This is a genomic window from uncultured Sneathiella sp. (assembly GCF_963973085.1).
Lineage (GTDB): Bacteria > Pseudomonadota > Alphaproteobacteria > Sneathiellales > Sneathiellaceae > Sneathiella.
In genome coordinates this window covers 258,854-283,220 of record NZ_CAXAXA010000001.1, presented here as the reverse complement: position 1 = coordinate 283,220, position 24,367 = coordinate 258,854, and the positions used below count along the sequence as shown (strand labels likewise).

The following is a 24,367-nucleotide window of genomic DNA, read 5'->3' as shown; positions in this document are numbered from 1 at the left end:
GTTTCGGCAATTTGCAGCTTTTCAATAAATTGTCATGTTAAATGCACAGCGGAACAAAATACTTCCTCTTTCTCGGTATCCGAAACCGGATGCCGGGGCAGAAATATTTTTCCTCATTAATCCGCTAATCAAACTCTTCGGAATTTCTCTGCGGAAACGCCCAAAAAAAACGCCGATATCCAGCGTTATTTAACTGATCAACCAAATAATGTTTTGTAACAAACAAAAGTTGAGTGAGGCGGTTCTTAGTTAAAAAACAATATGCTGTCAACCTAATATAGCGCCATAGCGTCATTTCGTTCTCCTGCAGGGTTACCCGGCCGCCAGACGTCAGGCGACCTGGCGATTGAGTGTCCGGGGCAGGGAGACAGTGACGCGGGTGCCTTGGCCGAATTCGCTCTCGATATTCAGCGTGCCCTCATGTGCGGCGACAAAGGACTGGACGATCGAGAGGCCAAGTCCGGCTCCCTCATGAGTGATGTGGGAATTCGAATGCCCCTTGACGAAGGGGTCGGTGATCTTGGGGAGCTGTTCCTTCCTGATTCCGTCACCGGTATCGGCAACGACGATGACCACCTTGTCGTCGTCAGCTTCGGCGGACAGCGTTATTGTGTCCCCCGAATGGGAGAATTTGACGGCGTTGGTGAGCAGGTTGAGAAAAATCTGACGGATTGCGGTTTCGTCCGCGAAGATAACCGGGAGGTTCGCATCCGCGACCAGCGTCAACGTGATCCCCTGGCTCTCGGCGCGATGGCGAACGGATTTTACACAGCTCGACAGCAGATCCAAAAGAATGACAGGTTCCAGCACCATTTCACGTTTGCCCAGTTCAATTGCCGAGATATCGAGCACCTCGTCGATCAGCGCCAGCAGATGCCGGCCGCTATGATTGATGTCCTCTGCATATTCGATATATTTCTGGTTTCCGACCGGGCCGAAATACTGTCCGGTCAGAATGTCGCTGAACCCGATAATGGCATTGAGCGGGGTCCGGAGTTCATGGCTCATGGTGGCAAGGAATTTCGATTTTGACTGGTTCGCCTCCTCGGCCTTCAGCAGTGCATCCCGGAGGGCTTTTTCCGTTTTCTTGTTGCTGCTGATATCGGTCAATGTACAGCCGATGGCCGTGACGGTTCCATGATCGTCGGTAATCGGGAACATATGGCCCAGCGTTGGCATGATCCCGCCGCCCGCAACCGGACTGAGATACTCATACTCGGTCATTTCCTTGGTCTCGAGGGTCCGTTTCTCCTGATCCCGCACTTCCTTGCTGTAGGCTCTTGGGAAGAAGTCCGCCGCCGTGCGTCCCTCAATATCGTTATGGTCGGGGTTGAACAGCTCATGCCAGCGGGAGTTGCCATGAATGTAGTTTCCGTCGGCGTCCTTGATGATGATGGCGGAGGGAGTATGCTCGATGAAGGTGCGGAACAGCTTGTCGCCCGCCTTCACTTTAACCTGGCGCACCATCGCCAGATGGATGAGCCAGGCAATGGCGATACAGAGCAGGAGGAGCGTCAACAGGACGACCTCGTCCACCGCCGTTGAATAGGCGCCGATTGTTTCCGCCTTCGGCAGCAGGTTGACAGTCCAGACCCGGTTGCCGATGACAATCCACTTGCTTAGTACATGGTCGTGACCGGCCATGGTATCAATTGTGCCGTAGATCCGCCTGTCCTTGTCCATGAGGACGACGTCATGCTTGTTCATCAGGGACTCCGGCATGGCCGCCTGCATCAGCGGCTCGGTCCGGAAGACGATATTGATAAAGCCGGTGACACGCTCCATCTTGATAATCGGAATATAGGCAACGAACCCGCCGCCACCCTGGGTCAGCTCGATCGGGCGGGTCACCTGCAGGCGGCCGGTTTTTGCGGCCTCAGTAATGGCGAGGTCGGCGGGCGGGATGGTATGGACATTCAGGTTTTGCGCCGCCTCATTACCCTTTATCGGGGAAACCCAGCGGATCACCCCCTTGGAGTCGATCCAGTTAATCGCCTGGAAATCAGTAAACAGGTCGTGGATATAGGCGGTTTGCTCGAGAAACTCCTCGCGGCCCGCAATCTTTCCCTCGACCAGCCCGTCGCGGAGCTGTTCGCCAATGGCAAGCCGTGTCGTGATATGGGATTCCAGCCGTGCGGCGAAATTGGCGAGGTCATTCCGCGTCTCGGTCACATAGCCTTCGGTTTCCGCTGTCGGGGTCAGGGCCCAGGCCGTGACGACCAGCACGACCATGACCGCACCAATGACAGACGGCACCAGCGTCGTCCGACGCGGGAGCCGCCGGAGGCCGCGCCGCAGATTTTGAATTGCCATGTGCTTTTTCATCGGTGAATTCTAGTAAACAAACCCTTAAGAAAGCTTAAACAACTTTCCCAAGTTTTTATCTTTTTTCGCCTTCTCCGCGTTCGGTCACATCTCTGTGAGGGGCCGGCTTTCCCATTGCATTTCCCGCATCAATAAAATCTAATTTACCGGCGCCATGCGGCCCTCTCACCCGCGTCCGCCGCGCCTGAATTGAAAGGATTTGATCATGTCTCTGTTGAAATCGCTCACCGCTGCCACATTGCTTTTCGCCGCCGGCTTTCCGCTCGCCCAGGCCGGGGATCATTCCATGAGCTTCTTCGTCACCAGCGTCGGCATGGGCAATGGCGCTAATCTCGGCGGGCTTGAGGGAGCTGATGCCTGGTGCACGAAACTCGCGACGGACGCTGGCGCCGCGCCGAAAACATGGCGCGCCTACCTGAGTACGCAGGAGGAGGGCAAGCGCGGCATCTCGGCGCGCGAGCGGATCGGGATCGGGCCGTGGTACAACGCGCTCGGCGAGCTGATCGCCAGCGACCTCGACATGCTGCATTTGAGCCCCAACATCACCATGCGCACGGCGCTCGACGAGAAGGGCAACCGCGTCAAGGGCCGCGGCGATAAGCCGAACGAGCATGACATCCTGACCGGCACCATGGCCGACGGCACGGCCTATTTCCCGAGCGTGACCGAGGACAAGACCTGCAGCAACTGGACGAGCTCGACCGAGGGCAGCGCCACTGTCGGCCATCACGACCGCCATGGCGGCGGGAATACCTCGTGGAACGCCGCCCATGATAGCCGCGGCTGCAGCCCGGACAATCTCAAAAGCACCGGCGGCAACGGCTATTTCTACTGCTTCGCCGCGGATTGAGTTTTCTTATGCGCCCGGCGGGGAGGGGGGCGCCGCTTCGCCTCGCAATCCGATCATGTCGCGATAGAGGAAGGACGCGGTGGTCACCGTAATCGCCACGAACAGGACCGACAGGAACAGGTTCACGACGAGAAGGATTATCGTCGCGGCGGTGGAATGATCGAAAATGTCCGTGATCAAATTCATCGCGAAAAAGAGGATCGCCAGCGGCGCCACGAGGATCAGCATGACCATCCCGAGCGCGACGATATAGGAGAGGATCAGCGAGACCCCCTTTTTCAGGAACAGGGATAGGTCAAGCGGCTGATCGAGCGCGATGGCGGGATACATGAACAGCACCGTCATATAGACCGGGGCCATGATGACGAGGCCGATGATCGCGCCGATCCCCGACGTCAGCAGCGCGGTAAAGGCGAGGAAGACCAGCAGGCCGAGCACGGTCGTGCCGATGGCGAGGCCGGCGAACCTGATTTCCCGAAGACCGAAGGCGAGCGCAAACCCTTTTCGCATCCGCTCGGCGGGGAGCAGGGTGTAGCGGTGCCAGGAAACGGCGAATATGCTGAACAGGATCATGCTGATCACCTGCCCGGCGATGGAGAAGCCCTGCGAGAAAAAGCCGAGCCCGATCTCGATCAGCAGCGCGACGAGAAAGACCGGCAGCCCCCGCGCGAGGCAATCCCCGAAATTCCCGAACACGAACGCCCCCGCCGCCAGAATGGCCCTCGGCACCGTCAGCAGCGGCACCCCGCCTTGCTCATTGTCACCCAAACCGCCAACTCCCCCGCAAACAATAACCCTGCATGCGAGTATAGGGGCGGGGGAATTCACTGGCAATGCGGATTGTGGAGCGATCAGATTGCTGCATCTTTAGCGCTTGTGGGAAGATCATTAATCCCCTAGTTTTCGAATACCCGCACTGGTTAAGAAGAAAACATGCCCCTAAGCTGGAATGAAATACGCGCCCGCGCCGCCCATTTTGCCGTTGACTGGAAAGACGCGCATTACGAAAAAGGCGAGACGCAGACCTTTTACAATGAGTTTTTCGAAGTTTTCGGCAACCGCCGCCGGAATGTTGCCGTTTACGAGGAGAAAATCAACAAACTCAGCGGCAATCACGGATTTGTCGATTTGTTCTGGCCCGGGCATTTGCTGGTTGAGCAAAAATCCGCGGGCCGCGATCTGGCGAAAGCGAGAGTGCAGGCAACGGATTATTTCGTCTCCCTGACGGAAAAGGAAAAGCCGCGCTACATCCTGCTCTCGGATTTCCAGACGTTTGAGTTGCTCGATCTGGAGGAGAACGCGGAATACCGTTTCACCCTCGCCGAGCTTGCCGGCAATGCCCGCCACTTCGCCTTTATCGCAGGTTACCAGCAACAGAAATACCGCGATCAGGACCCGGCGAATATCGAGGCGTCCGAGCTTATGAGCAACCTTCACCGGCTGCTGGAGGAAAGCGGATACACCGGCCATGACCTCGAGCGTTTTCTGGTCCGCATCATGTTCTGCCATTTTGCCGAGGATACCGGCATTTTCGATATGGAGATATTCCTTCGCCTGATCGAGGACAGGACGGAGAAGGACGGCAGCGACCTCGGCAACTGGCTTGTCCATCTGTTCCAGATACTCAATACGCCGGAGGACAGGCGCCAGAACAATCTCGATGAGGACCTTGCCGCCTTTCCCTATGTGAACGGCAACCTGTTCGCCGATGCGATCAGTATTCCGTCCTTCGATCCGGCGATGCGCGACGCGCTGCTGAAATCCGCCTATTTCAACTGGTCGAAGGTGTCCCCGGCGCTGTTCGGATCGCTGTTCCAGACGGTGATGCTGCCCGCCGCCCAGCGGCAGGGCGGGGCGCATTACACCTCCGAGAAGAATATCCTCAAAACCATCCATCCGCTTTTTCTCGATGATCTGCGGGACGAATTCAATCACCTGAAAGGCCTTAAATCCCGCAAGAAGCAACGGCTTGAGCAATTTCACGACAAAATTGCCGGGCTCACCTTTTTCGATCCGGCCTGCGGCTGCGGCAACTTCCTGATCCTCGCCTTCCGCGAGCTTCGGGAGCTGGAGCTGGATATCCTGAACGAGCTTCATCCCGTAAAATCCAGCACGATGGTTCTGGATATCGGGTCACTGACAAAGGTCCGGGTGAACCAGTTCTACGGCATCGAGATCGAGGAATTCCCGGCCCGCATCGCCGAGGCCGCCATGTGGCTGGTCGATCACCAGATGAATATGAAACTCTCGGAAAATTTCGGTCAGGCCTTCGTCCGCCTGCCGCTCACCGAATCCGCCCATATCCACCACGGCAACGCCCTCACGACCGACTGGGCGGACGTCCTGCCGCCGGAAAAATGCAGCTATATCCTCGGTAATCCGCCGTTTGTCGGCTCGAAATATATGACCGCGGATCAACGAACTGAACTTCTGGCCGTATTCAACGGAGTAAAAGGTGCGGGTATACTGGACTATGTATCGGCGTGGTACGGCAAAGCGGCGCAATACATGCAAAACACCGAGATTATTTGTGCATTGGTCTCGACAAATTCTATTGCTCAGGGCGAACAGGTTGGCGTGCTATGGGGCACGTTACTGCGAGAATACGGCATCAAAATTTACTTCGCCCACCGGACATTTAAATGGACAATTGACGAGAAAAAAGCAAAGGGGATGAGAGTTGCCGCAGTGTACGTAGTAATCATCGGATTTGCTGCGCATGATACTGATAAGAAGTTTCTATACGAATATGAAAACTTGACCTCCGATCCTCATAAAGTAAAGGCCAACAACGTAAATCCGTATCTGGTGGATGGTCCGGATACTGTGATTACAAGCCGCAGGATACCTATTTGTAATGTTCCGGAGATCGGAATAGGCAACAAACCCATAGACGGCGGGAATTATCTTTTCACGACGGATGAAAAAGATGAATTTCTGAAACTGGAACCCGGCGCAAGAAAGTTTTTTCGGCGGTGGATAGGGTCTCACGAGTTTTTAAATGGATATGAGCGTTGGTGCCTTTGGTTGGGAGATTGTCCACCAAATGAACTCCGAACAATGCCGGAAGCTATAAAGAGGATTGAAGCCGTAAAAAATTTCCGGCTTGCCAGCAAAAGTGCGCCGACTCGCAAACTGGCGGACACGGCTACTCGATTTCATGTAGAGAATATTCCAGAAAGCTCATATTTAGTTGTGCCTAAAGTCTCTTCGGAAAGACGGCATTACATTCCAATTGGCTTTATGGACAAAACCACGTTTGCCAGTGATCTGCTCTTTATTGTTAGAAATGCTGAAAAATATCATTTCGGTATTTTATCTTCGGCAATGCACATGGATTGGGTGCGCTATACTTGCGGTCGGCTCGAAGGGCGGTACAGATATTCCAAAGACATCGTCTACAACAACTTTCCATGGCCGGTCGCGAGTGAGGCGGAGCGGGAAAATATCGCCGAAAAGGCGGAGGCCGTTCTGGCGGCGCGGGAAAAATTTCCGGGCAGCACATTGGCCGATCTCTATGATCCGAACACCATGCCGCCGGTTCTGTTAAAGGCGCATCAGGCGCTCGATAAGGCCGTCGATAAGGCGTACCGCAAGGCGGCGTTCCGCGATGAAAAGGAGCGTATCGAGTTCTTGTTTGATCGCTATCAGAAGCTGACCCAGCCGCTGCTGCCGGCGGAAAAGAAGAAGCGCGGCCGCCGGAAATAGGGCCGTGCGCCGCCCCAAAAAACCTTGACAATCTTCGAAATCTATACTAGTATGAAGGCCTTCCCTAATCGTGACAAACTATTCAAATTCCGTCATCGGTCAGGTATGGATAAGCCGCGGGCGAGGCCCACGGCTTTCTGCGTTATCCGGAGGATATCAGGCTGTCCGGGGATGGTGATCCCCCAGGCGCCTGAGGCCGACGGTCTGAAGGACCGCGAAGGCAGCGACGGCAAGAGCGATGAGCTCGATAGACCACTGCCCCAGCGTCGTCAGGCGGTCTGAGAACAGGAGCAGGGAGAGACCACTCCCCGCCACCCAGGCAACGTCGGCAGCAATGATAGCCTTGGCGAACAGCGGATTTATCGGATCTCGCGTGGCCGTCCAGGCAACATCGGCAGCGAAGAGCACCAAGCCCGCCCCAAGCACATAGAGGATCCATGAGGCGATCCCCGTCCACTGTGCCAAGGGGTCCGCGAAGGCGAGCGCCGCCCCTCCGATGAGAAGCGAGGACCCCGCATTGATCAGCAGGGTGTTCCGTAGCAGGTTAGACTTGTTCATCATCTTGATCTCCTTTCAGATGGGCGAGCCATGGGCTCTACTGAAAGCAGGATGGCGGAGACAGGTTATCTTCTCAATTACCTCACGGGTAATGTTCCTGATCTTTTTTTCGGGTTATTGTGGACGCCGGATTTATGAGAAGGAGGGACGATGACTGCGTCAGCCATGCAAACCCCGGTGCCCGAGCTCGGTCGGCTCTTGAAGCACTGGCGGCAGGTTCAGGGGCTCAGCCAGCTCGATCTCGCGCTCGACGCGGGAAGCTCGGCCCGGCACCTGAGCTTTATCGAGACCGGCCGCTCAAGCGCGAGCCGGGAGATGGTGCTGCGCCTAGGCGACGCGCTGGACTTGCCCTTGCGCGAGCGAAACCGCCTGCTCAACGCGGCGGGCTATACGGCCGCCTATACGGCGCGGCCGCTCGGCGATGCGCATCTTGAAACCGTGCGCAACGCCCTCGACCATATATTGAGGCAGCAGGAGCCTTTTCCTGCCATTGTGATGAACCGGTGCTTCGATATATTAATGATCAACGAGGCGGGCGCGAAACTGATCGCGATGCTCGGCCTTGGCGATACGGGCGGGGAGGGACCGCCGAATGTGCTGAAACTCACCCTGCACGCCGATGGCCTGCGCCGGGTGCTGAAGGACTGGGAACCCGCCGCGCGGCATATTGTCGAGCGCGCGCACCGGCAACTCAAGGGCGCGGAGGGGAATGATCCGCTCCGGCAACTGCTGGCGGAAGTGCTCGACTATCCGGGCGTGCCCGAGAGTTTTGCGGCCGAAAACCCGTCCCATGACGCGCTGCCCGTGCTGCCGCTGGAATTCGTGGTTGAGGGGGTCACCCTGTCCTGGATCACGACGGTCGCGAGTTTCGGAACCCCGCAGGATGTCACGGCGGAGGAAATCATGATCGAGAGTTTCTTTCCCGCCAATGCCGAGACCGAGGCCGCCGTCCGCGCGCAAATGGCGGATTAGGCTCTCGCAAATCATCCGGCCAGAAACGCCAAAAGCCGCGTTCCGGAACCCCGGTGCGGCTTTTTGAATTCTGTATCCCGGCGAACCGGGGAGGCTCAGCCTTCGCGCTGCATCCGTTTGCGGGCGAGCTTGCGGGCGCGGCGAATGGCTTCCGCTTTCTGGCGGGCGCGCTTTTCGGACGGCTTTTCATAAGCACCCCGGAGCTTGAGCTCACGGAAGATGCCTTCGCGTTGCATTTTCTTTTTCAGCGCCCGGAGCGCCTGGTCTACATTGTTGTCACGAACAGAAACTTGCACAGTTAATCGTGCTCCTATCTAAAACCTAAGTGTTACCGATTACAGAGTGGCCGCGGGTTTAGCACGCTTCATTTCCCCTGTGAAGGGGAAAACCACATTTTTAAGGTGAATTCCCTAAACAAAAGAGTAAATAACATAAAAGACACGAAAAAGGAAGGGTCTATGGCAATTCGCGACATTCTGAAGATGGGAAATCCGCTGCTGCGCGAGGTGGCGGCGCCTATTCATCCGCCGTTCGGTGACGAGATCGAGCAGCTGGTGGCGGATATGCAGGACAGCCTGGCGGCGGTCGGCGGGGTCGGCCTCGCCGCGCCGCAGATCGGGGTGTCGAAGTCCCTCGTCATCTTCGAGGTGCCGGAGGAGCGCGTGCAGCGCGAGGACGGCGAAATGGCGGAAAGCGTCCCCGCCACCATCCTCATCAACCCGGTGATCGAGCCGCTCTCGGACGATATCGAGCTCGGCTGGGAGGGCTGCCTGTCGGTCCCCGGACTGCGCGGCCTTGTCCCGCGCCATACCCATATCCGGTATCGCGGCCTCGGCATTGACGGCGGCGCGATTGATGTCGAGGCGCGCGGCTTCCACGCCCGCGTCGTGCAGCATGAATGCGACCATCTTTTCGGCATTTTATATCCCGAGCGGATGACAGACATGCGCTATCTGGTGTATGAAAGTGAAGTCGAGGCCTTTATGGAGGGGCTTCGTACATCCGCAGCCGAATAGGAGCGCGCCATGGGCAAGAGCGACGACAATGCGACGACCGAGCGGGAGCATCAGACCCGCCTGATGGAGGCGGTGCTGCCGCATGTGCTGTTTGACGGCTGGAGCCCGAAGGCGGTGAAGGCCGCCGCCGCTGACCTCGGCGAGGATGTTGCCACCTTCGATCTCGCCTTCCCGAACGGCGCGGTGGACATGATCCGCCTGTTCGTCGAGAATGCCGATGACGCGATGGAGGCGGAGCTGGAAAAGCGCGACGTGCTCTCCCTCAAAATTCGCGAGCGCATCACGCTCGCCATTCGTGTCCGGCTGGAGCTTTATGCGATGCATAAGGAGGCCGTGCGCCGCGCTGTCAATATCCTCAGCCTGCCGCAGAATGCCGCCCTCGGCCTCAAGCTGACGGCCAACACGGTCAGCCGCATGTGGTGGGCGACGGGCGATACCTCAAGCGATTATAACTGGTACACCAAGCGCATGACGCTCGCCGGCGTCTATGGTGCGACGCTGCTCTACTGGCTCGCCGACAAGTCGCCGGGCCATGAGAAAACCTGGGAATTCCTCGATCGCCGCATCGAGAATGTCATGCAGGTCGAGACCGCCAAATACAAATGCCGCGAACGGCTAAAGGAAAAGCCCGACTTTTCCCATATCCCGAGCCCGAAAAGATTTTGGCGGAATTTAACGGAGCGGTGAGGCGCTTTAAAAGAGAATTAAAGAATATTCTTGTGTCTTCACCACTATAATTTAGCGTATGAATCCCGTTAGAATGAACGTAAGGTTGCAAATGGGGCATGGTTAGTAGTATCTTATAAAGATATTACTGATAAACCTAGTGCTCAACAGCGACCTAACTAAGAGAAAATGACGGGTGCGCAATGAAGTTATCGAATATAATTAGAGCTAATAAAGTAAACGTAAATTTAGGGAGATGGCAAACAGGTCATGTTCCCAAGTCTAGCTTTCCCATGTCTAAATTACGCGCTAAAAATTGGAAGTTTGGTCAAGAGTATAAATCGAGAATTGTTAGTTTTGACGCCGCAGGTTACAAATGCCGAATTTGGCTTCTTTTGAATGAGAAAAAATCCATATATAGGGCACGATTTGGCGTTGAGTTAAATGGAGACATGGTCGTACTATGTGATCATGAGTTTCACTCTAGTGAACCCGGTTGGCATTGTCACTTGTGCAATGACGCAATTGACACTATCGAGCCTGGTGTAGCTAGGTCTCATACGTTAAGGTGGCCACAACACGAACATTTATGTTCATTAAAAAATTTTAATGTATCAGAAGTAAACGCGTTGTCGGAGGCGGCAACGCGTTTTCGATTCAACGCACAGGGGTCTTTGTTATGAAGCTGAAAGCATTATGCGAAGCATTCTGTACCGGCATTGCGGTAACCGAGGTGCCTATAGGATACGCCATTCGTACTCCGTTTATCGGAAATGATGGTGATGCACTTGGCCTTTATGTAAGACGCTTCGGCTCAGAGACGAGTCTTTATAGAGTTGAAGATGATGGACAGACGATTGTTTCTTTGGAAGAAAACGGCGTTGATCTCGACAACGAAGTACGTTTCGAGGAACTAACAAGGCTTCTACGAGAATATGAGTGCCAATTTGATGAAGCCGAGTTTTTACTACATACAGAATATGTTGAAGAGGAACGAATTCCGGCACTTTTTCTGAAATTTATTGGATTATTGTTGCGTGTACAGGACCTTGTTTTGTTGGCGCAATCTAAGGTTAGGAATACCTTTCTTGCAGACCTTAAAGAAATGGTAGAAGTTAATTTTTCAGATCGGGCAGAAGTCGAGTTTTCTGCACAAGTTGATATAAATCTTAAAGACTACTTTGCAGATATTGTTATTCATGCGCCCAATGGTAAGGCTCTGGCAATATACGCTGCTACTTCTGAAGTTAAAGCGTTGGAATCACTCTTAATTGCAGCCAAGATTAAGGAAGAGAGACTCAGCAAAATTAAATCGATGCTGGTATTGGAAACAGGGAAACCGCAGCAAATAAAAGCAAGAACACTCTCTCGCGTTATGAATAGCGAAGTACAGCTTGCTGCTATGGATGGGACTGTACAGGAAATTACTCAAAAGATGGCTGAAAGCGTTTCTCTGCACTAACAGTAAAAAATCAATAAGAGAAAAATTTTTGACGTACAGCGAGTCACCAAAAAAGCCAGCAGTTTAACCCGCTGGTCTTTGCTTTTTGTGCTCTGCGCCGCCCGTTACGCCTCGGCGTAGAGCGGGGTGATGCCGTCGTCGGCGTAGCCGGTGACTTTCGGGTCCCACCACAGGATGGGGTTTTTGGTGAAGGAGGGGCGGGCCTCCAGGCGGGCGACGAGGGCCTCGACCTTGGGGAATTTTGCCAGCTCGCAGTCGAGCTCCAGCGGGCGGTTGGCGATAAAGCTCAGGTGGCAGGCGAGAAAGATGTCCTGCGCCGCCGTGACGGGGCCGAAAAAGCCGGTCTCCCTATCCTCCAGCCGTGCCTCCAGCCAGCCGAGCAGATGCGGGAGCCGCTCGCGCCCGCGGGTGAGATAGCCGTTGTCCTGCCAGGTGACACCGGACCATTTCATCTGGCTGATCGTCGTCGCGACAGTGCCCAGCGTCTGCACGGTGGCGAGGGTGAGCCTGTCCTCCCACTCGGACCCGTCGCGGGTGAGGGCGCGGGCCAGCGGCTGCGATCCCTGCCAGATGGCGGGGTAGGTGGTGAGCAGATACTCGGCGATCAGCCCGCTCTCCCAGAGGACATGACCCTTGTCCCAGAGCGTCGGCACCTGCAGCGTGGGGGAGGCCGTCGCCCGCTCCTCAACGCTCGGGGTGGTCAGTTCCGCCTGTTGCTCATAGTCGAGGGCAAGCTCATGGAGAAGGACGCGCACGGCCCGCGCATAAGGGGAACCAAGGGTATAACGAAGCGCGCGCATGGGCTGTTCCTGTTCCTGAAGAGAAGATTTTCATTGTCGAGGGAATGGGGGCACCTGTCAAACGCCAATCGGGGAGATAAAAAAAGGCCAGCGGTTTAACCCGCTGGCCCTTGCTTTTGCGTTGTCGCCTTGGTTACGAGACCGGGGCGCCGGCTTCGTCGACAACGTAGATCTTCTCGTGGCGGAGCCCCATATAGAGGCAGACGCACATGGCGAGGAGGACCACCGTGAACGGCAGGCCGACCGTGATCGCCGCCGCCTGTAGCGCGGTGAGGGCATCGGCCCCGCCGCCAAACAGCAGCGCCGCCGCGACGACACCTTCGATGACGACCCAGAAGATCCGCTGCACCACCGGCGCATCGACCTTGCCGCCCGCCGTGATCGCGTCGATCACGAGGGAGCCGCTGTCCGATGAGGTGATGAAGAAGACCAGCACCAGCACGATCCCGATGGCGGAGGTGATGGTGGCAAACGGCAGGTTCTCCAGCATGTGGAACATCGCCAGCTCGACCGAGTCGAGACCGCCGGCGAGCGTGCCGACACCGTTCTGGATCTGGTCAAGGGCGGAGCCGCCGAAGACGCTCATCCAGACGAGGGTGACCAGCGTCGGGATGATCAGCACGGCGATGATAAACTCGCGCACTGTCCGGCCCTTGGAGACGCGGGCGATAAACATGCCGACGAACGGGGACCAGCTGATCCACCAGGCCCAGTAGAACACCGTCCAGCCCTGCATCCAGGCTTCATCCTCGCGGCCGATGAAGTTACTGTAGGCGACGATCTGGCCGAGATAGCCGATCAGCGTGTCGCCCATGGTCGCGATGATGACGGCCGTCGGGCCGACGATAAAGATGAACAGCAGCAGGATCGCCGCAATGCTCATGTTGATGTTCGAGAGCACCTTCACCCCGCCGTCGAGCCCGCGGATCACCGAGAACAGCGCCAGCGCCGTGACCACGATGATCACCGCAATCTGGGTGTTGATCCCGGCATCGAAGCCGAACAGATAGGCAAGCCCGGCCGAGGCCTGCTGCGCCCCGAACCCGAGCGAGGTTGCCAGGCCGAACAGCGTCGCCAGCACCGCAACGGTATCGATCACATGGCCGAAGAAGCCCCAGCTGTGATCGCCGATCAGCGGATAGAAGGCCGAGCGGATGGTCAGCGGCAATCCCTTGTTATAGGAGAAGAACGCCAGCGACAGCGCCACAACCGCGTAAATCGCCCAGGGGTGAAGGCCCCAGTGGAACATGGTCGCACTCATGGCAAGGCTCGCCGCTTCGGGCGTTCTTGCCTCGACCCCGAGCGGTGTCTCGTACCAGCCGGTGTAATAGGCCGTGGGCTCGGCCACGGACCAGAACATCAGGCCGATGCCCATGCCCGCCGCGAACAGCATCGCGAACCACGACATGCGGCTGAACTCGGGCTTGGCATCCTGCCCGCCCAGGCGGATTTTTCCGACCGGCAGGAAGATCAGCACAAGGCAGAAGATCACGAAGATATTCCCTGCCAGCATGAACAGCCAGTCAAAGGCGGCGATGGACCACCATTTCGCGCCGTCAAGGGCGCCTTTCGCGGCTTCCGGCGCCATCAGGACGCCGAGCACGAAGAGGATTACCAGGCCGGACGACACCCAGAAAACCGGGTGATGAACATCCATCCCCCATCTCTGGAGGTTGCTCTGTCCAACCTCATAATCTGTTTCATATAAGTCTTCGCTCATAGTTCCCCCATATTCTGCCTCCCGGTGCCGGCGCGTTAAAATTTTTCATTCCCGGGATACTCATGATATATGCGTCGGCGGCGCCAAACTTTACCAAATCCGACAGTTGATGTCCAACCGGGTCCGGCATTTTTCGGCGAAACGGGGGAATTCCGCGGCCGCGGGTATAGGCTGCTTTCCGTGGAATGCATCAACGGCGGAAGTTAACCCGGCTGTTGCCATGGCCATCAGCGCCGATCACCAGCGTGCCGTTGCCGATGATCTTCACGTCATAGTAATGCTTCTTGCCGATATTCTCCAGAAAGCCCTTGTAAAACACGACCGCATAAAGTTCCGTGGCATCGACATGATAGGCATGGGCGGCGTCGATCTTGCCGTCTTTCACCTCCACGGTGACCAGTTCCTTCGATTTGTCCTTGGAAAAAAGGACAATCTTCTTCACGTCCGTGACCTTGCTTCCCGAAAGGTCGACTGTAATCCGGGCCATCTCTTTCTCCATATTTTTTCAGGGTCCTGGCAAAGAGGACGGAAAAGTGGGCACCCTTGTGACGCGCCCACGACCTGCCTTTTCGAAAATAGCCGTTTGCGCGGCGGCCAATCCGGCTTATTCTCAAGCCAAAACAGACGGGGACGGACAATGGCGCGGAAACTCTATTTCAACGATATTGCCAAGGGCGACAGGTTCGCCGGCGCGACGGTGACGGTGGAGCGCGAAGAGATGCTGGATTTCGGGCGGCGCTTCGATGATCAGCCCATGCATTATGACGCCGAGGCCGCCCGCGCCATGGGTTTCCCCGATGTGGTGGCCTGCGGCGCCTATACCTTCGCGCTCTCCTCCAAGGCGACGACGCATATCTGGCAGCAATGGCATTTCCTGCCTTCCGGCCTTGGGGTGGAACTGAATTTTCTCGCGCCCCTGCATGCGGGCGATGTGCTGACCACGGAAATGGAAATACTGGAGACCCGGCCCAGCTCGAAGCCCGGGCGCGGCTGGCTCGATACGGTTCTGCGCTGCGTCAACCAGAACGGCGCAACTGCCTTTACCACCAAGGCACATTTCCTGCTGCTGGAACGCCCGGAATAAAGCCGAAGCGGCTCGGTCGGATAAAGTTTCCTTAACCTTCTTTATCTAAAGTCGAACAATTGCGAATGGTTGTCTTTGCGCGATTGCCAAAAAAAGCCGCGCTCCAGCGCGTGTATACAGAAGGTTTCATAATGTTCAAAACTATGTCATTGCGCCGTAAATTCGGCATTTTGTCAGTCATCACCGGCCTGCTAATTGCCGTGACGGTCTGGATCAGTATCAGTGCCACCAATAAGCTCAACGCGACGCTTGAAAATGTCGTGGTATCGGGTCAGGCCTCCAGCAACTTCCTGATCGGTGACATGATGCATGACGCCCTGAAATCGGATGTGCTCAATGCGCTTCTGGTGTCGGGCGGCGAGAAAATCTCGGACAAGGAAACCGTGCTTGCCGATATCGGGGAGCATGCGGCTTTATTTCGCGAAACCCTGAAAAAGAACGAGGCGCTGCCCCTCAAGCCCGAAATTTCCGCCGCAATCAATGATGTTAAATCGGCACTTGATAACTATATCGGCACGGCCGAGCAGCTTGTCGAGCAAAGCTTTTCCGATCGCGCCGCAGCGATCAGCGCAATGCCGCAGTTCTTTGCCGCCTTTGACCGGCTCGCCGATGAGAACGGGACCATCGGCGAATTGATCGATGAGGAAATGGTGGCCAGCAGCGAAGCCGCGATTGCCGCTGCGCGGACATCTGAACTTGCCATCCTTGGATCCGGGGCTGTCGCCATTCTGCTTTTTGTCGGGCTGTCGATCTTCATTGTCCGTTCGATCGAAGCGCCGCTCCGTCTCTGCGCCAATGCACTAAAGAAAATCGGTGCGGGGGATGTGTCGGTTACCGTCGATCATCAGTCAAGGGATGAAATTGGCACCATCGCCGCGGCCGTTGTCGATTATCGGGATAGCGTGGTGACCTCGCGGGAACTGGCCGAGAAGCAGGCAGAGGCAGAGAAGTCCGCAAAACTTCACGAGGAAGAAGAAAGAAAGCGGCAGGCCGCCGCCTCAGAGGAACAACGCCGCCGTGAAGAGCAAATCAACAACGAGCGCGAGGCGCGCCTCGCCAAAATTGACGCGCTGAACAAGGATTTCGATGCCGGAATTTCCGGTATTCTCGGCTCCTTCCGCACGGCGCTTTCGAAATCCGAGACGATGGCCCGCAGCATGTCTGACTCATCTTCAAATACCTCCGAGAAATCGGTATTGGCCAAGGAGACGTCCGACAGGACTGCCAACAATGTGCAGTCCGTCGCCGCGGCAGCGGAAGAACTCGGTACAACCATCCGCGAAGTGAGCCAGCAGGTAAGCCATGCCGGATCGATCTCCGACGAAGCGGTCACCGAGGTTGAAGGCGCCTCCGTCAAGGTGATGGGCCTGCGCGATTCCGCCCAAAAGATCGGCACGGTTATCCAGCTTATCACGGATATCGCCGAGCAGACCAACCTGCTGGCGCTGAACGCCACTATCGAGGCGGCCCGCGCCGGAGAGGCGGGCAAGGGCTTTGCCGTTGTCGCTGCTGAAGTCAAGAGCCTCGCCACCCAGACCGCCAACGCGACCGAGGAGATCAACAAGCAGATCAATGGCATCCAGGGCGCCACCGAAGATACGGCCAGGGCGATTGAAGGGATCGGCGGGATTGTCTCGAAGGTGAGCGATGTTTCCATGGCGATTGCCTCGGGGGTCGAGGAACAGAGCGCCGCGACGCAGGAGATCTCCCGCAATGTGACCGAGGCCTCAAGCGGCGCCCAGCTGGTGAACCGCAATATCACCGAAGTGAACGATGCGGTTCTTGAAACCGGCCGGACGGCTGGCCAGGTTCTTGATGCGACGAAGGACATGGGATCGCAGGCGGAAAGCCTGAACAGGCTGGTGGAGAAATATCTCGCCGATATCAAGGCGGTCGATCGCGTCGCCTGATCGCGATCACATCCAGATGACGAAAGGCGGCAGGAACCCTGCCGCCTTTTTTAATGTCTCGCAAAAAAAGGCCGTCCGACGGGAGTAGGGATCGTCAGACGGCCAAGTTACAGGACCATGGTAGGGGAGACCTCTACATGGCCCAGCGGGAATAACTTAGAAGGAACGCGACACCGAAAGGGCGAAGATACCGCACAGATCGCTGCACTGGCTGCTGGGCAGGTCCGTATCAGTCCAGCCCGCGCTGACGCCGAACCCGGCAATCTCCGTCGAGAGGCTGACGCCGTAATCCATGTAGTCATCGGTGCCCCAGGCGGCATTATCGTCAATCGTCTGGTAGCCGATGGTGCCGCTTAATGTGAAATATTCTCCGAGCGGGATATCCACGCCGCCGCTGTAATAGAAGGCATCGCCGCTGCTACCGAAATAATCAGGTGAATAGTTGATGCCGGCACTGACCGAGGCGAAGCCGAAGTCATAGCCGACGGACGGCGCAATTTCGAAGAAATCATAGTTGAGGCTGCTGGAGGCGCCGGGATAGCTGTAATAGATCGCCGAGACATCCCAGCTGAAATCGTCGACCGCGCCGCCGACGCCAACGTAATAATCAATCTCGACCGTGGCGTCCGTGAATTTGACGTTGGACGCCCAGACGCCGCCACTGACGGCAACCGGGCCGAAGTCATATGTATAGTCGAACCCGCCCTGAACGGCCGGTTCGTTATCCGTTTGTGAAATACCGCGGAAGGTATAATCAGTGGTGAAACCGATATTGGCGGAAAATTCGCCCGGTACGTCACTCTCTTCAACCAGCGGGGCCGCGTGAGCCATTGTGGTGAGACCTAGAGCGAGAACCGTCGTCGAAAGCAACCTGGAATATTTCATTTAAAGTAAATCCTTTACTCACGTTGATGATCCTTTAATTAGCAAGGGGTGTGCCAGTTTTTAAAATATAATAAATTCAATATGTTAGACTGACTTCCTGTTGGGGGAGGGCCTTAAATGGCTCAGAATTTAATCAGTTTATGTTGCGCTGCACCATTTTTGAGCAGATTTCCTCTGCTTGCGGGTGGCGGTTGCCTCAAATTTCCCCTAGATTGGCCGTTCAAACCGGAGGACTTTTATGCGAGCAGCGGAAATAGAACAGGTGATGGGCCGGGCAACGGCTCTGCAGCGGCGCGGCGAGACGGACGCGGCGGCGGCGCTCTATCGCCAGATTCTCAAGCAGCATCGCGACCTTGCCCCGGCCCATTACAATCTCGCGCTCTTGCTAAAGGATCAGGGGAAGACGCAGGCGGCGGAGAAATCCTTCAAGGCAGCGGTGACGGCGGACAAGGGGTATCGGCTCGGCTGGCGCGGCTATGCCCGTTTCCTTAGTCGGCGGGAGAAGCATCGCGAGGCCATCCGCGCTGGACTGAAGATGGCGGCGCTCGACGATTATTCCGATAACGCGCTGCAGGAAGTGGCGGACCTTGTGGCGGGCGCCGGAACGGCGGACCTCGGTGCGCCGGGGGATGAGGCGATGCTGCGCTGTCTCGGCCGCGACGGGGTCGAGAGTGATCGCATGATCAATGCGCTGCTGGCGCGACTCCGGCGGCACCCGGGTCTGCAAAGCCCGCCCAAGAGCAAGGACGACTGGCCTAAGTTTTCGGCGGCGCTGACGGAGCCGGTGATCGCCGCGGCCTTCGCCAGTCTCATTCTTCCTGCGCCGGATATGGAGGCACATGTGGAGGCTGGTCGGCGCCTTATCCTCGGCGGAGAGGTGACGGCGGAACCGGAGGTCATCGCCCTTCTCGCGCTGCAGCTTTCCCTCTGTGAATATGCGCTTGCGCCGCCGCCGGGGGAGCCGCCGCTGGTCACCGGCCTTGAGAGTGCGCTGTTGGCGGCGCTTTACGCCCCGCTTCAGCCGGAGATGGCGGACGAGATTTTGGAGAAGGGCGAGACGACCCTGACCGCGCTGCCCTGGTGCGGCCAGCTGATAGTCCGCATGGGGCCGGAAAAGATGCGCGAATGGGTGTTGAAGGCGACGCTGCCGTCGCTCTCGACGACCGGCGATAAAGTCTCCCGGGCCGTGCGCGCGCAATATGAGGAAAGCCCTTATCCGCGCTGGCGCGGCCTCAGGGCAGGGGGCGAAACTACCTTGCCAGCGCTTCTGCGCACTCTCTTCCCCGCGCTACCGCCGCTCCCGGTGAGTGCCGCGCCTGCCGTGCTGGTTGCGGGCTGCGGTACAGGGCGGCATGCACTCCGTACGGCACGGCGGATAAAGGATTGCACGGTGACCGCCATCGATCTCTCCCGCCGGTCCTTGAGTTACGGAGCACGGCAGGCGGAGGTGCTGGACATCGGGAATGTCACCTTCGCCGAGGCGGATATCCTCGACCTGCCAGATACCCTCGGGCCGTTCGACCTGATCGAGGCCTGCGGTGTGCTGCATCATATGGCCGATCCGGAAGCGGCCTGGCGCGGGCTGCTCGATCTGCTGGCGCCGGGTGGCGTGATGAAGGTCGCGCTCTATAGCGAGAGTGCGCGGCAGGATGTCGTCGCGGTCCGCGAGATGGTGGGCGAGGGGATCGGGACCCTCGATCTCGATGACATGCGGGCGCTGCGCCAAAAAATTCTGGCCCTGCCGGAGGAACATCCGGCGAAGGGTGTCACGCGGGAGCTTGATTTCTACTCTTTAAGCGGCTGCCGCGATCTTCTCTTCCACCGCCATGAGCAGCGCTTCGACATCCCGCGCCTGCAGGCGGCCATCACCGACTTGGGGCTGGAGTTCCTCGGCTTTGAATTCACGGAAAGCCGGGTGATGGAAGCCTACCGCGCCCGCCATGGCGATGATCCCGGCGGACGCAACCTCGCCAACTGGGCCGAGATCGAGGCCGAAAACCCGACGTTGTTCCGGGGCATGTACCAGTTCTGGTGCCGGGTTAAAAAGTAAACTCTCGCAATTGCCATGGCCGTGTGACAATATTAAATTAGCTGGTCGGGATATTCTGACAGCAAATGGATAGTCAAAAATGGCGCTGCAGCGACGCCTTGCAACAATCATGGTCGCCGATGTTGTCGGCTACAGCCGTATGATGGAGATGGCCGAGGAAGAGACGGCGGCACATCTCGATATCTGCCAGAAACTGATCACGGAGACGGTAGACGCGGGCGGGGGACGTATTTTCAATCGCGCCGGCGATGCCGCGCTCGCGGAATTTCCAAGCCCCATTAACGCGGTGAAGGCGGCGGTCGGAATCCGGGAAGGCCTTGCCGGGCTGGCGCCGGAAATCGCCAGCAAGATGAAGATGCGCTTCGGCATGCATCTGGCGGATGTCATGGTGTCCGGCGATGACCTGCTTGGTGACGGCGTCAATCTCGCCGCCCGCATCCAGCAAGGCGCCGATCCCGATACAATCCATCTTTCGCAAGCCCTGTTTGACCAGATCAAGCGCAACTCGCCCTATTCCTTCGATGATCTGGGCGAGCAGCGCTTCAAGAATATTACCGATCCGATCCGGGTGTACCGGCTGAAAGGGCATCTCGGCGCCCATGTCTTCCTGTCGGCGCCAAGCCAGAGGGCGGCAACGGCCAAAACCATCCACCCTAATTCTCTTGCCGTCCTGCCCTTTGTCTCGGCGGGCGGGGACGAGGACCAGCGCTACCTTGCGGAGGGCCTGACCGAGGAAATCATACTGGAGCTTGCCCGGTTCAGGAAGCTGCATGTCGCCTCGCGCAGCGCCAGCTTCGCCTATTTGGAGACGACGGCCAATCCATCCGAGGTCGCCCATGATCTCGGCGTGACCTATGTACTGGAAGGGCAGGTGCGGCGGCTCGGTGACAAGGTCCGGCTGTCGCTTGAGCTGACCAATGGTGAGACCGGCATCGCCGTCTGGACAGACCGGATTACCCGTCAGTTCGTCGATCTGTTCGAATTGCTCGACACCATGACGACCCAGATCGCCGCGACAATTCTTGGTCGCGTGGAGGCGGACGCGATTGAGGCCGCCCGGCGCAAACCGCCGGAGAATATGAATGGTTATGATTTCATGCTACGGGGGCTGGATCTGCATCGTATCGGCGGTATTACCTATGATAACTCGCGTCAGGCCGTCAGTTGGTTTGACAAGGCGATTGAGGAAGATCCGAGCTATGGGCCCGCCTATGCCTGGCGGATCTGCGCGGCGTCTTGGCTGCCGGAATTCGAGGTGGCAAAAGACAAAAGCTTCATCGAGAAGGCGCTTGAACTGGATGCCAACAACCCGGAAGCCCAGCGCATCATGGGGGCGATCATGATGATGGAAGGGAATTTCGAGGCGGCGAAATATCATCATGAGCGGGCGATGGCGCTGAGCCCGTCGGACGCTTATATTCTCGCCCGGTCGGCGGCCTTCTATAGTTTCATCGGCGAACCGGAAAAGGCACTGAAGCTTCTTGAAAAGGCCGAGGAGCTGGATGGGCTGCTGCCGGTCTGGTGTATCGAGGAACGCGGGATTGCGCATTTTAGTGCCGGGCGGTTCGATCAGGCCGTTCAGGCCCTGACGGAACTTCCCTCGCAAACCTCACGGAGCAGGCTTTATAGCTGCGCGGCGCTGATTGAGCTCGGACGGCAAGAGGAGGCGGAAGTCGTGATGCAGAAGGCGCTGGCCGTAAATAAGGAACTGACAGCCGCCCAATTCATCAAGAAGGAATGCTGGCGCGAACCCGTTATTCGCCACAAGCTGCGCAAGGGTCTGATCGCGGCGGGCCTGCCGAAATAGTCTGCTGACGCTCGCTGTGTTTTCCGGTCAATTGCTGCGCTGCAATAAAAAACTTTTCATGAATGCCCGTTTCCCCTATGGTCGGCGCGAATTTGACATTTCCCAAACACTGGAAATTTATCACGTGATCAAGCCAACGCTTGCCGCCGTCACCGGCCTGTTTTCCGCCGGACGCAATAACGCGGCCCCGATCCGCTTTACCCCGGGTCGCATCAAGACGGAGTTACTCTCGGGCCTCACAGTCGCGCTGGCGCTGGTGCCGGAGGCGGTCGCTTTTGCGTTTGTCGCAGGCGTACATCCGCTGGTCGGGCTCTATGCCGCCTTTATCGTCGGCCTGATCACGGCGCTGATCGGTGGGCGGCCGGGCATGATCTCCGGCGCGACCGGCGCGCTTGCGGTGGTCATGGTCTCGCTGGTGGCGCTGCACGGGATAGAGTATCTGTTCGCGACCGTGGTGTTGATGGGGATACTGCAGTTACTGGCAGGGGTCTTCCGCCTTGGCAAATTTATCCGGCTGGTGCCGCATCCGGTGATGCTCGGTTTCGTCAACGGCCTCGCCATCGTCATTTTCATGGCGCAGCTCACCCAGTTCAAGTCCGTCGATACCTATGGCGAGGTTGTCTGGATGAGCGGCATACCGCTCATCACCATGCTCGGTCTTGTCGCGGCGACCATGGCGATCATCTGGCTGATGCCGAAGCTGACGAAAGCCATTCCCGCGCCGCTTGCGGGCATTGCGGTTATTGCCGGGATCGTGATCGCGTTTGGCATCGATGTGCCGCGGGTTGGCGATCTGGCCTCGATCAAGGGCGGCCTCCCGGACTTTCACATTCCCATGGTGCCGATCAATCTCGAGACGCTGGAGATTATCTTTCCCTTCGCCCTGATCCTCGCGGCCATCGGCCTGATCGAGAGTCTGCTGACGCTCAACCTCGTCGGTGAGATCACCGAGAGAAGCGGCGGCGCGTCGCAGGAATGCATGGCGCAGGGCCTCGCCAATACGGTCACGGGATTCTTCGGCGGCATGGGCGGTTGCGCCATGATCGGCCAGTCAATGATCAATATGAAATCGGGCGGACGGACGCGCCTTTCCGGCATTTCTGCGGCGCTCTTCCTGCTCGCCTTTATCCTCTTTGCCTCGCCGCTGATCGAGCAGATCCCGCTCGCGGCGCTGGTCGGCGTCATGTTCATGGTGGTGATCGGCACTTTCGCGTGGCAGAGTCTCCGCATCATGCGGATCATTCCGCTCGCCGATACGCTGGTGATCATCCTGGTGACCGCGGTAACGGTACTGAGCGACCTTGCGGTGGCGGTGGTCGTCGGGGTGATCGTCTCGGCGCTGGTCTATGCGTGGAACAATGCGCGGCGTATTCATGCGGTGACGGAAATCCTGCCGGGCGGCGAAAAGGTCTACAAGATCGAAGGACCGCTCTTCTTCGGCTCCACCGATGGTTTCGTGGAACAGTTTGATATCAAGGGGGACCCGACCGTCGTCATCGTCGATTTCATGAACAGCCGTGTCGTCGACCAGTCTGCCCTTCAGGCGATCGAGATGCTGGCGTCAAAATATGAGGCGCTTGGCAAGGCGGTGCAGCTCCGTCATTTGTCGCGCGACTGCCACCGTTTGCTTAACCGCGCCGGGCAGCTGATGATCGATTCCGATGATGACCCGAGCTATGGCGTCGCCGTGGATTATGAAGTCAAGACCGGCATCATGGGCGGCGGCCACTGATCATCCGAAGATCGACCTTGCCTTTGCCGGGGCAGGTCCTATTGTTGGCATTTCCAGACAAACGCTAACAATCGGGACCCACAATAATGCTCAACAATAAAATCATCCTGATCACCGACGCCCTGCATTTCCTGGGCAAGACCGGCTGCCGCGTGATGCTCGGCGAGGGCGCCACGGTCTATGCGCAGGACGAGGCCTTTAGCGACGCCGCGGCGCGCGACGCATTCGAGACCGAAATCCCCGGCACGAAGGCGCTCGCCGAGCAGGACCCCACTGAACTGGTGGAAAAGGTCATTGCCGCCGAGGGGCGGATCGATGTGATGATCAACAACGACGCCTATCCGGCGATCAAGTCGGCGATTGACGAGGCGGATATCGAGGAGTTCCGCCGGACGCTGGAAGCGCTGATGGTGCGCGGCTTTCATTTCGCGAAGGCGGCGGCAAAGCATATGAAGGCGGCGGGGCGGGGCAAGATCCTGTTCATTTCCTCCGCCGCACCGAAGAACGGCATTCCCAATTATTCCATGTATGTGGCGGCGCGCGGCGGGGCCAACGCGCTCGCCCAGACGCTGGCCAAGGAGCTCGGGCGCCATAATATCCAGGTGAATGCCCTCGCGCCGAATTTCGTCGAAAGCCCGGACTATTTCCCGAAGGAACTTCTGGAAAATGAGGCGGCATTCAAGAAAATCACCTCGCAGATCCCGCTTCGCCGTCTCGGCACACAGGAGGAGGCGGGCGACTACCTCCTCTTCCTTGCTTCCGACAAGTCGAACTATATCACCGGTCAGGTGCTCTATTTTGCGGGCGGCTGGGCAATTTGAC

At 57.6% G+C, this 24,367-nt stretch carries 20 protein-coding genes; 12 read left to right on the top strand and 8 right to left on the bottom strand.

Annotated elements, in window-relative coordinates; genetic code table 11:
- Positions 1-330: 330 nt before the first annotated feature.
- The gene (locus AACZ19_RS01290; RefSeq protein WP_339630392.1) at positions 331-2,313 is read right to left on the bottom strand and encodes an ATP-binding protein; all 1,983 of its coding nucleotides are present in this window, start codon (positions 2,311-2,313) and stop codon (positions 331-333) included.
- A 217-nt stretch (positions 2,314-2,530) separates the two neighbouring features.
- Here AACZ19_RS01290 and AACZ19_RS01285 point away from each other — a divergent pair, with 217 nt between their 5' ends.
- Entirely contained in the window at positions 2,531-3,175 is a 645-nt protein-coding gene (locus tag AACZ19_RS01285) for a hypothetical protein (protein WP_339630391.1), read from the top strand.
- A 6-nt stretch (positions 3,176-3,181) separates the two neighbouring features.
- Here AACZ19_RS01285 and AACZ19_RS01280 read toward each other — a convergent pair whose 3' ends face one another.
- Complete coding sequence (locus tag AACZ19_RS01280; RefSeq protein WP_339630389.1) at positions 3,182-4,003, bottom strand: hypothetical protein; 822 nt, start codon at positions 4,001-4,003, stop codon at positions 3,182-3,184.
- 105 nt (positions 4,004-4,108) lie between these two features.
- Between AACZ19_RS01280 and AACZ19_RS01275 the strand changes: the two genes are divergently transcribed.
- Positions 4,109-6,883 (top strand): DNA methyltransferase, encoded by a 2,775-nt coding sequence (locus tag AACZ19_RS01275; protein ID WP_339630387.1) that lies wholly within the window; start codon positions 4,109-4,111, stop codon positions 6,881-6,883.
- Between the two features lie 156 nt (positions 6,884-7,039).
- Here AACZ19_RS01275 and AACZ19_RS01270 read toward each other — a convergent pair whose 3' ends face one another.
- Complete coding sequence (locus tag AACZ19_RS01270) at positions 7,040-7,444, bottom strand: hypothetical protein (RefSeq protein WP_339630385.1); 405 nt, start codon at positions 7,442-7,444, stop codon at positions 7,040-7,042.
- Positions 7,445-7,591: 147 nt separating this feature from the next.
- Here AACZ19_RS01270 and AACZ19_RS01265 point away from each other — a divergent pair, with 147 nt between their 5' ends.
- Complete coding sequence (locus AACZ19_RS01265) at positions 7,592-8,413, top strand: helix-turn-helix transcriptional regulator (RefSeq protein WP_339630383.1); 822 nt, start codon at positions 7,592-7,594, stop codon at positions 8,411-8,413.
- 95 nt (positions 8,414-8,508) lie between these two features.
- Here the strand turns inward: AACZ19_RS01265 and rpsU are convergent, their stop codons facing one another.
- Positions 8,509-8,709 (bottom strand): 30S ribosomal protein S21, encoded by a 201-nt coding sequence (gene rpsU / locus AACZ19_RS01260; RefSeq protein ID WP_161316574.1) that lies wholly within the window; start codon positions 8,707-8,709, stop codon positions 8,509-8,511.
- A gap of 105 nt (positions 8,710-8,814) precedes the next feature.
- Here rpsU and def point away from each other — a divergent pair, with 105 nt between their 5' ends.
- From def to AACZ19_RS01245, 3 genes are all read left to right on the top strand, one after another.
- Positions 8,815-9,429 (top strand): peptide deformylase, encoded by a 615-nt coding sequence (def, locus tag AACZ19_RS01255; RefSeq protein ID WP_339630380.1) that lies wholly within the window; start codon positions 8,815-8,817, stop codon positions 9,427-9,429.
- 9 nt (positions 9,430-9,438) lie between these two features.
- Positions 9,439-10,116, top strand: coding sequence for a COQ9 family protein (locus tag AACZ19_RS01250; RefSeq protein ID WP_339630379.1), 678 nt, complete (start codon positions 9,439-9,441; stop codon positions 10,114-10,116).
- 658 nt (positions 10,117-10,774) lie between these two features.
- Positions 10,775-11,557, top strand: coding sequence for a DUF1828 domain-containing protein (locus AACZ19_RS01245; protein WP_339630378.1), 783 nt, complete (start codon positions 10,775-10,777; stop codon positions 11,555-11,557).
- 104 nt (positions 11,558-11,661) lie between these two features.
- Here AACZ19_RS01245 and AACZ19_RS01240 read toward each other — a convergent pair whose 3' ends face one another.
- From AACZ19_RS01240 to AACZ19_RS01230, 3 genes are all read right to left on the bottom strand, one after another.
- Positions 11,662-12,357 (bottom strand): glutathione S-transferase family protein, encoded by a 696-nt coding sequence (locus AACZ19_RS01240; RefSeq protein ID WP_339630377.1) that lies wholly within the window; start codon positions 12,355-12,357, stop codon positions 11,662-11,664.
- 133 nt (positions 12,358-12,490) lie between these two features.
- Positions 12,491-14,014, bottom strand: a complete 1,524-nt coding sequence (locus AACZ19_RS01235) for a BCCT family transporter (RefSeq protein WP_339630375.1) — start codon at positions 14,012-14,014, stop codon at positions 12,491-12,493.
- Between the two features lie 253 nt (positions 14,015-14,267).
- Positions 14,268-14,564 carry a hypothetical protein gene (locus AACZ19_RS01230; RefSeq protein ID WP_339630373.1) on the bottom strand — a complete coding sequence of 99 codons (297 nt, stop codon included), beginning with the start codon at positions 14,562-14,564 and terminating at the stop codon, positions 14,268-14,270.
- A 150-nt stretch (positions 14,565-14,714) separates the two neighbouring features.
- Between AACZ19_RS01230 and AACZ19_RS01225 the strand changes: the two genes are divergently transcribed.
- On the top strand, positions 14,715-15,161 hold the full coding sequence (locus AACZ19_RS01225) for a MaoC/PaaZ C-terminal domain-containing protein (protein WP_339630371.1): 447 nt from the start codon (positions 14,715-14,717) through the stop codon (positions 15,159-15,161).
- A 131-nt stretch (positions 15,162-15,292) separates the two neighbouring features.
- Complete coding sequence (locus AACZ19_RS01220) at positions 15,293-17,071, top strand: methyl-accepting chemotaxis protein (RefSeq protein ID WP_339630369.1); 1,779 nt, start codon at positions 15,293-15,295, stop codon at positions 17,069-17,071.
- A 156-nt stretch (positions 17,072-17,227) separates the two neighbouring features.
- Here the strand turns inward: AACZ19_RS01220 and AACZ19_RS01215 are convergent, their stop codons facing one another.
- Positions 17,228-17,956 (bottom strand): TorF family putative porin, encoded by a 729-nt coding sequence (locus tag AACZ19_RS01215; protein ID WP_339630367.1) that lies wholly within the window; start codon positions 17,954-17,956, stop codon positions 17,228-17,230.
- Between the two features lie 238 nt (positions 17,957-18,194).
- On the opposite strand from AACZ19_RS01215, the gene AACZ19_RS01210 reads away from it, so the two are divergent.
- The 4 genes from AACZ19_RS01210 (at position 18,195) to AACZ19_RS01195 (ending at position 24,366) form a co-directional block, all read left to right on the top strand.
- Positions 18,195-20,006 (top strand): methyltransferase domain-containing protein, encoded by a 1,812-nt coding sequence (locus tag AACZ19_RS01210; RefSeq protein ID WP_339630365.1) that lies wholly within the window; start codon positions 18,195-18,197, stop codon positions 20,004-20,006.
- Positions 20,007-20,085: 79 nt separating this feature from the next.
- Positions 20,086-21,813, top strand: a complete 1,728-nt coding sequence (locus AACZ19_RS01205; protein ID WP_339630363.1) for an adenylate/guanylate cyclase domain-containing protein — start codon at positions 20,086-20,088, stop codon at positions 21,811-21,813.
- A gap of 58 nt (positions 21,814-21,871) precedes the next feature.
- The gene (locus AACZ19_RS01200; RefSeq protein ID WP_339630361.1) at positions 21,872-23,545 is read left to right on the top strand and encodes a SulP family inorganic anion transporter; all 1,674 of its coding nucleotides are present in this window, start codon (positions 21,872-21,874) and stop codon (positions 23,543-23,545) included.
- Positions 23,546-23,631: 86 nt separating this feature from the next.
- The gene (locus AACZ19_RS01195) at positions 23,632-24,366 is read left to right on the top strand and encodes an SDR family oxidoreductase (RefSeq protein WP_339630359.1); all 735 of its coding nucleotides are present in this window, start codon (positions 23,632-23,634) and stop codon (positions 24,364-24,366) included.
- Position 24,367 lies beyond the last annotated feature (1 nt).

Excerpts from the sequence above, each read along its gene's own strand:
- AACZ19_RS01245 (WP_339630378.1), top strand. The coding sequence starts at position 10,775 with ATGAAGCTGAAAGCATTATGCGAAGCATTCTGTACCGGCATTGCGGTA.
- AACZ19_RS01240 (WP_339630377.1), bottom strand. The coding sequence starts at position 12,357 with ATGCGCGCGCTTCGTTATACCCTTGGTTCCCCTTATGCGCGGGCCGTG.
- AACZ19_RS01200 (WP_339630361.1), top strand. The coding sequence starts at position 21,872 with ATGAATGCCCGTTTCCCCTATGGTCGGCGCGAATTTGACATTTCCCAA.
- AACZ19_RS01220 (WP_339630369.1), top strand. The coding sequence starts at position 15,293 with ATGTTCAAAACTATGTCATTGCGCCGTAAATTCGGCATTTTGTCAGTC.
- AACZ19_RS01215 (WP_339630367.1), bottom strand. The coding sequence starts at position 17,956 with ATGAAATATTCCAGGTTGCTTTCGACGACGGTTCTCGCTCTAGGTCTC.
- AACZ19_RS01265 (WP_339630383.1), top strand. The coding sequence starts at position 7,592 with ATGACTGCGTCAGCCATGCAAACCCCGGTGCCCGAGCTCGGTCGGCTC.
- AACZ19_RS01275 (WP_339630387.1), top strand. The coding sequence starts at position 4,109 with ATGCCCCTAAGCTGGAATGAAATACGCGCCCGCGCCGCCCATTTTGCC.
- AACZ19_RS01290 (WP_339630392.1), bottom strand. The coding sequence starts at position 2,313 with ATGGCAATTCAAAATCTGCGGCGCGGCCTCCGGCGGCTCCCGCGTCGG.
- AACZ19_RS01285 (WP_339630391.1), top strand. The coding sequence starts at position 2,531 with ATGTCTCTGTTGAAATCGCTCACCGCTGCCACATTGCTTTTCGCCGCC.
- AACZ19_RS01205 (WP_339630363.1), top strand. The coding sequence starts at position 20,086 with ATGGCGCTGCAGCGACGCCTTGCAACAATCATGGTCGCCGATGTTGTC.
- AACZ19_RS01230 (WP_339630373.1), bottom strand. The coding sequence starts at position 14,564 with ATGGCCCGGATTACAGTCGACCTTTCGGGAAGCAAGGTCACGGACGTG.
- AACZ19_RS01270 (WP_339630385.1), bottom strand. The coding sequence starts at position 7,444 with ATGATGAACAAGTCTAACCTGCTACGGAACACCCTGCTGATCAATGCG.
- AACZ19_RS01210 (WP_339630365.1), top strand. The coding sequence starts at position 18,195 with ATGCGAGCAGCGGAAATAGAACAGGTGATGGGCCGGGCAACGGCTCTG.
- AACZ19_RS01225 (WP_339630371.1), top strand. The coding sequence starts at position 14,715 with ATGGCGCGGAAACTCTATTTCAACGATATTGCCAAGGGCGACAGGTTC.
- AACZ19_RS01250 (WP_339630379.1), top strand. The coding sequence starts at position 9,439 with ATGGGCAAGAGCGACGACAATGCGACGACCGAGCGGGAGCATCAGACC.
- AACZ19_RS01195 (WP_339630359.1), top strand. The coding sequence starts at position 23,632 with ATGCTCAACAATAAAATCATCCTGATCACCGACGCCCTGCATTTCCTG.
- AACZ19_RS01235 (WP_339630375.1), bottom strand. The coding sequence starts at position 14,014 with ATGGATGTTCATCACCCGGTTTTCTGGGTGTCGTCCGGCCTGGTAATC.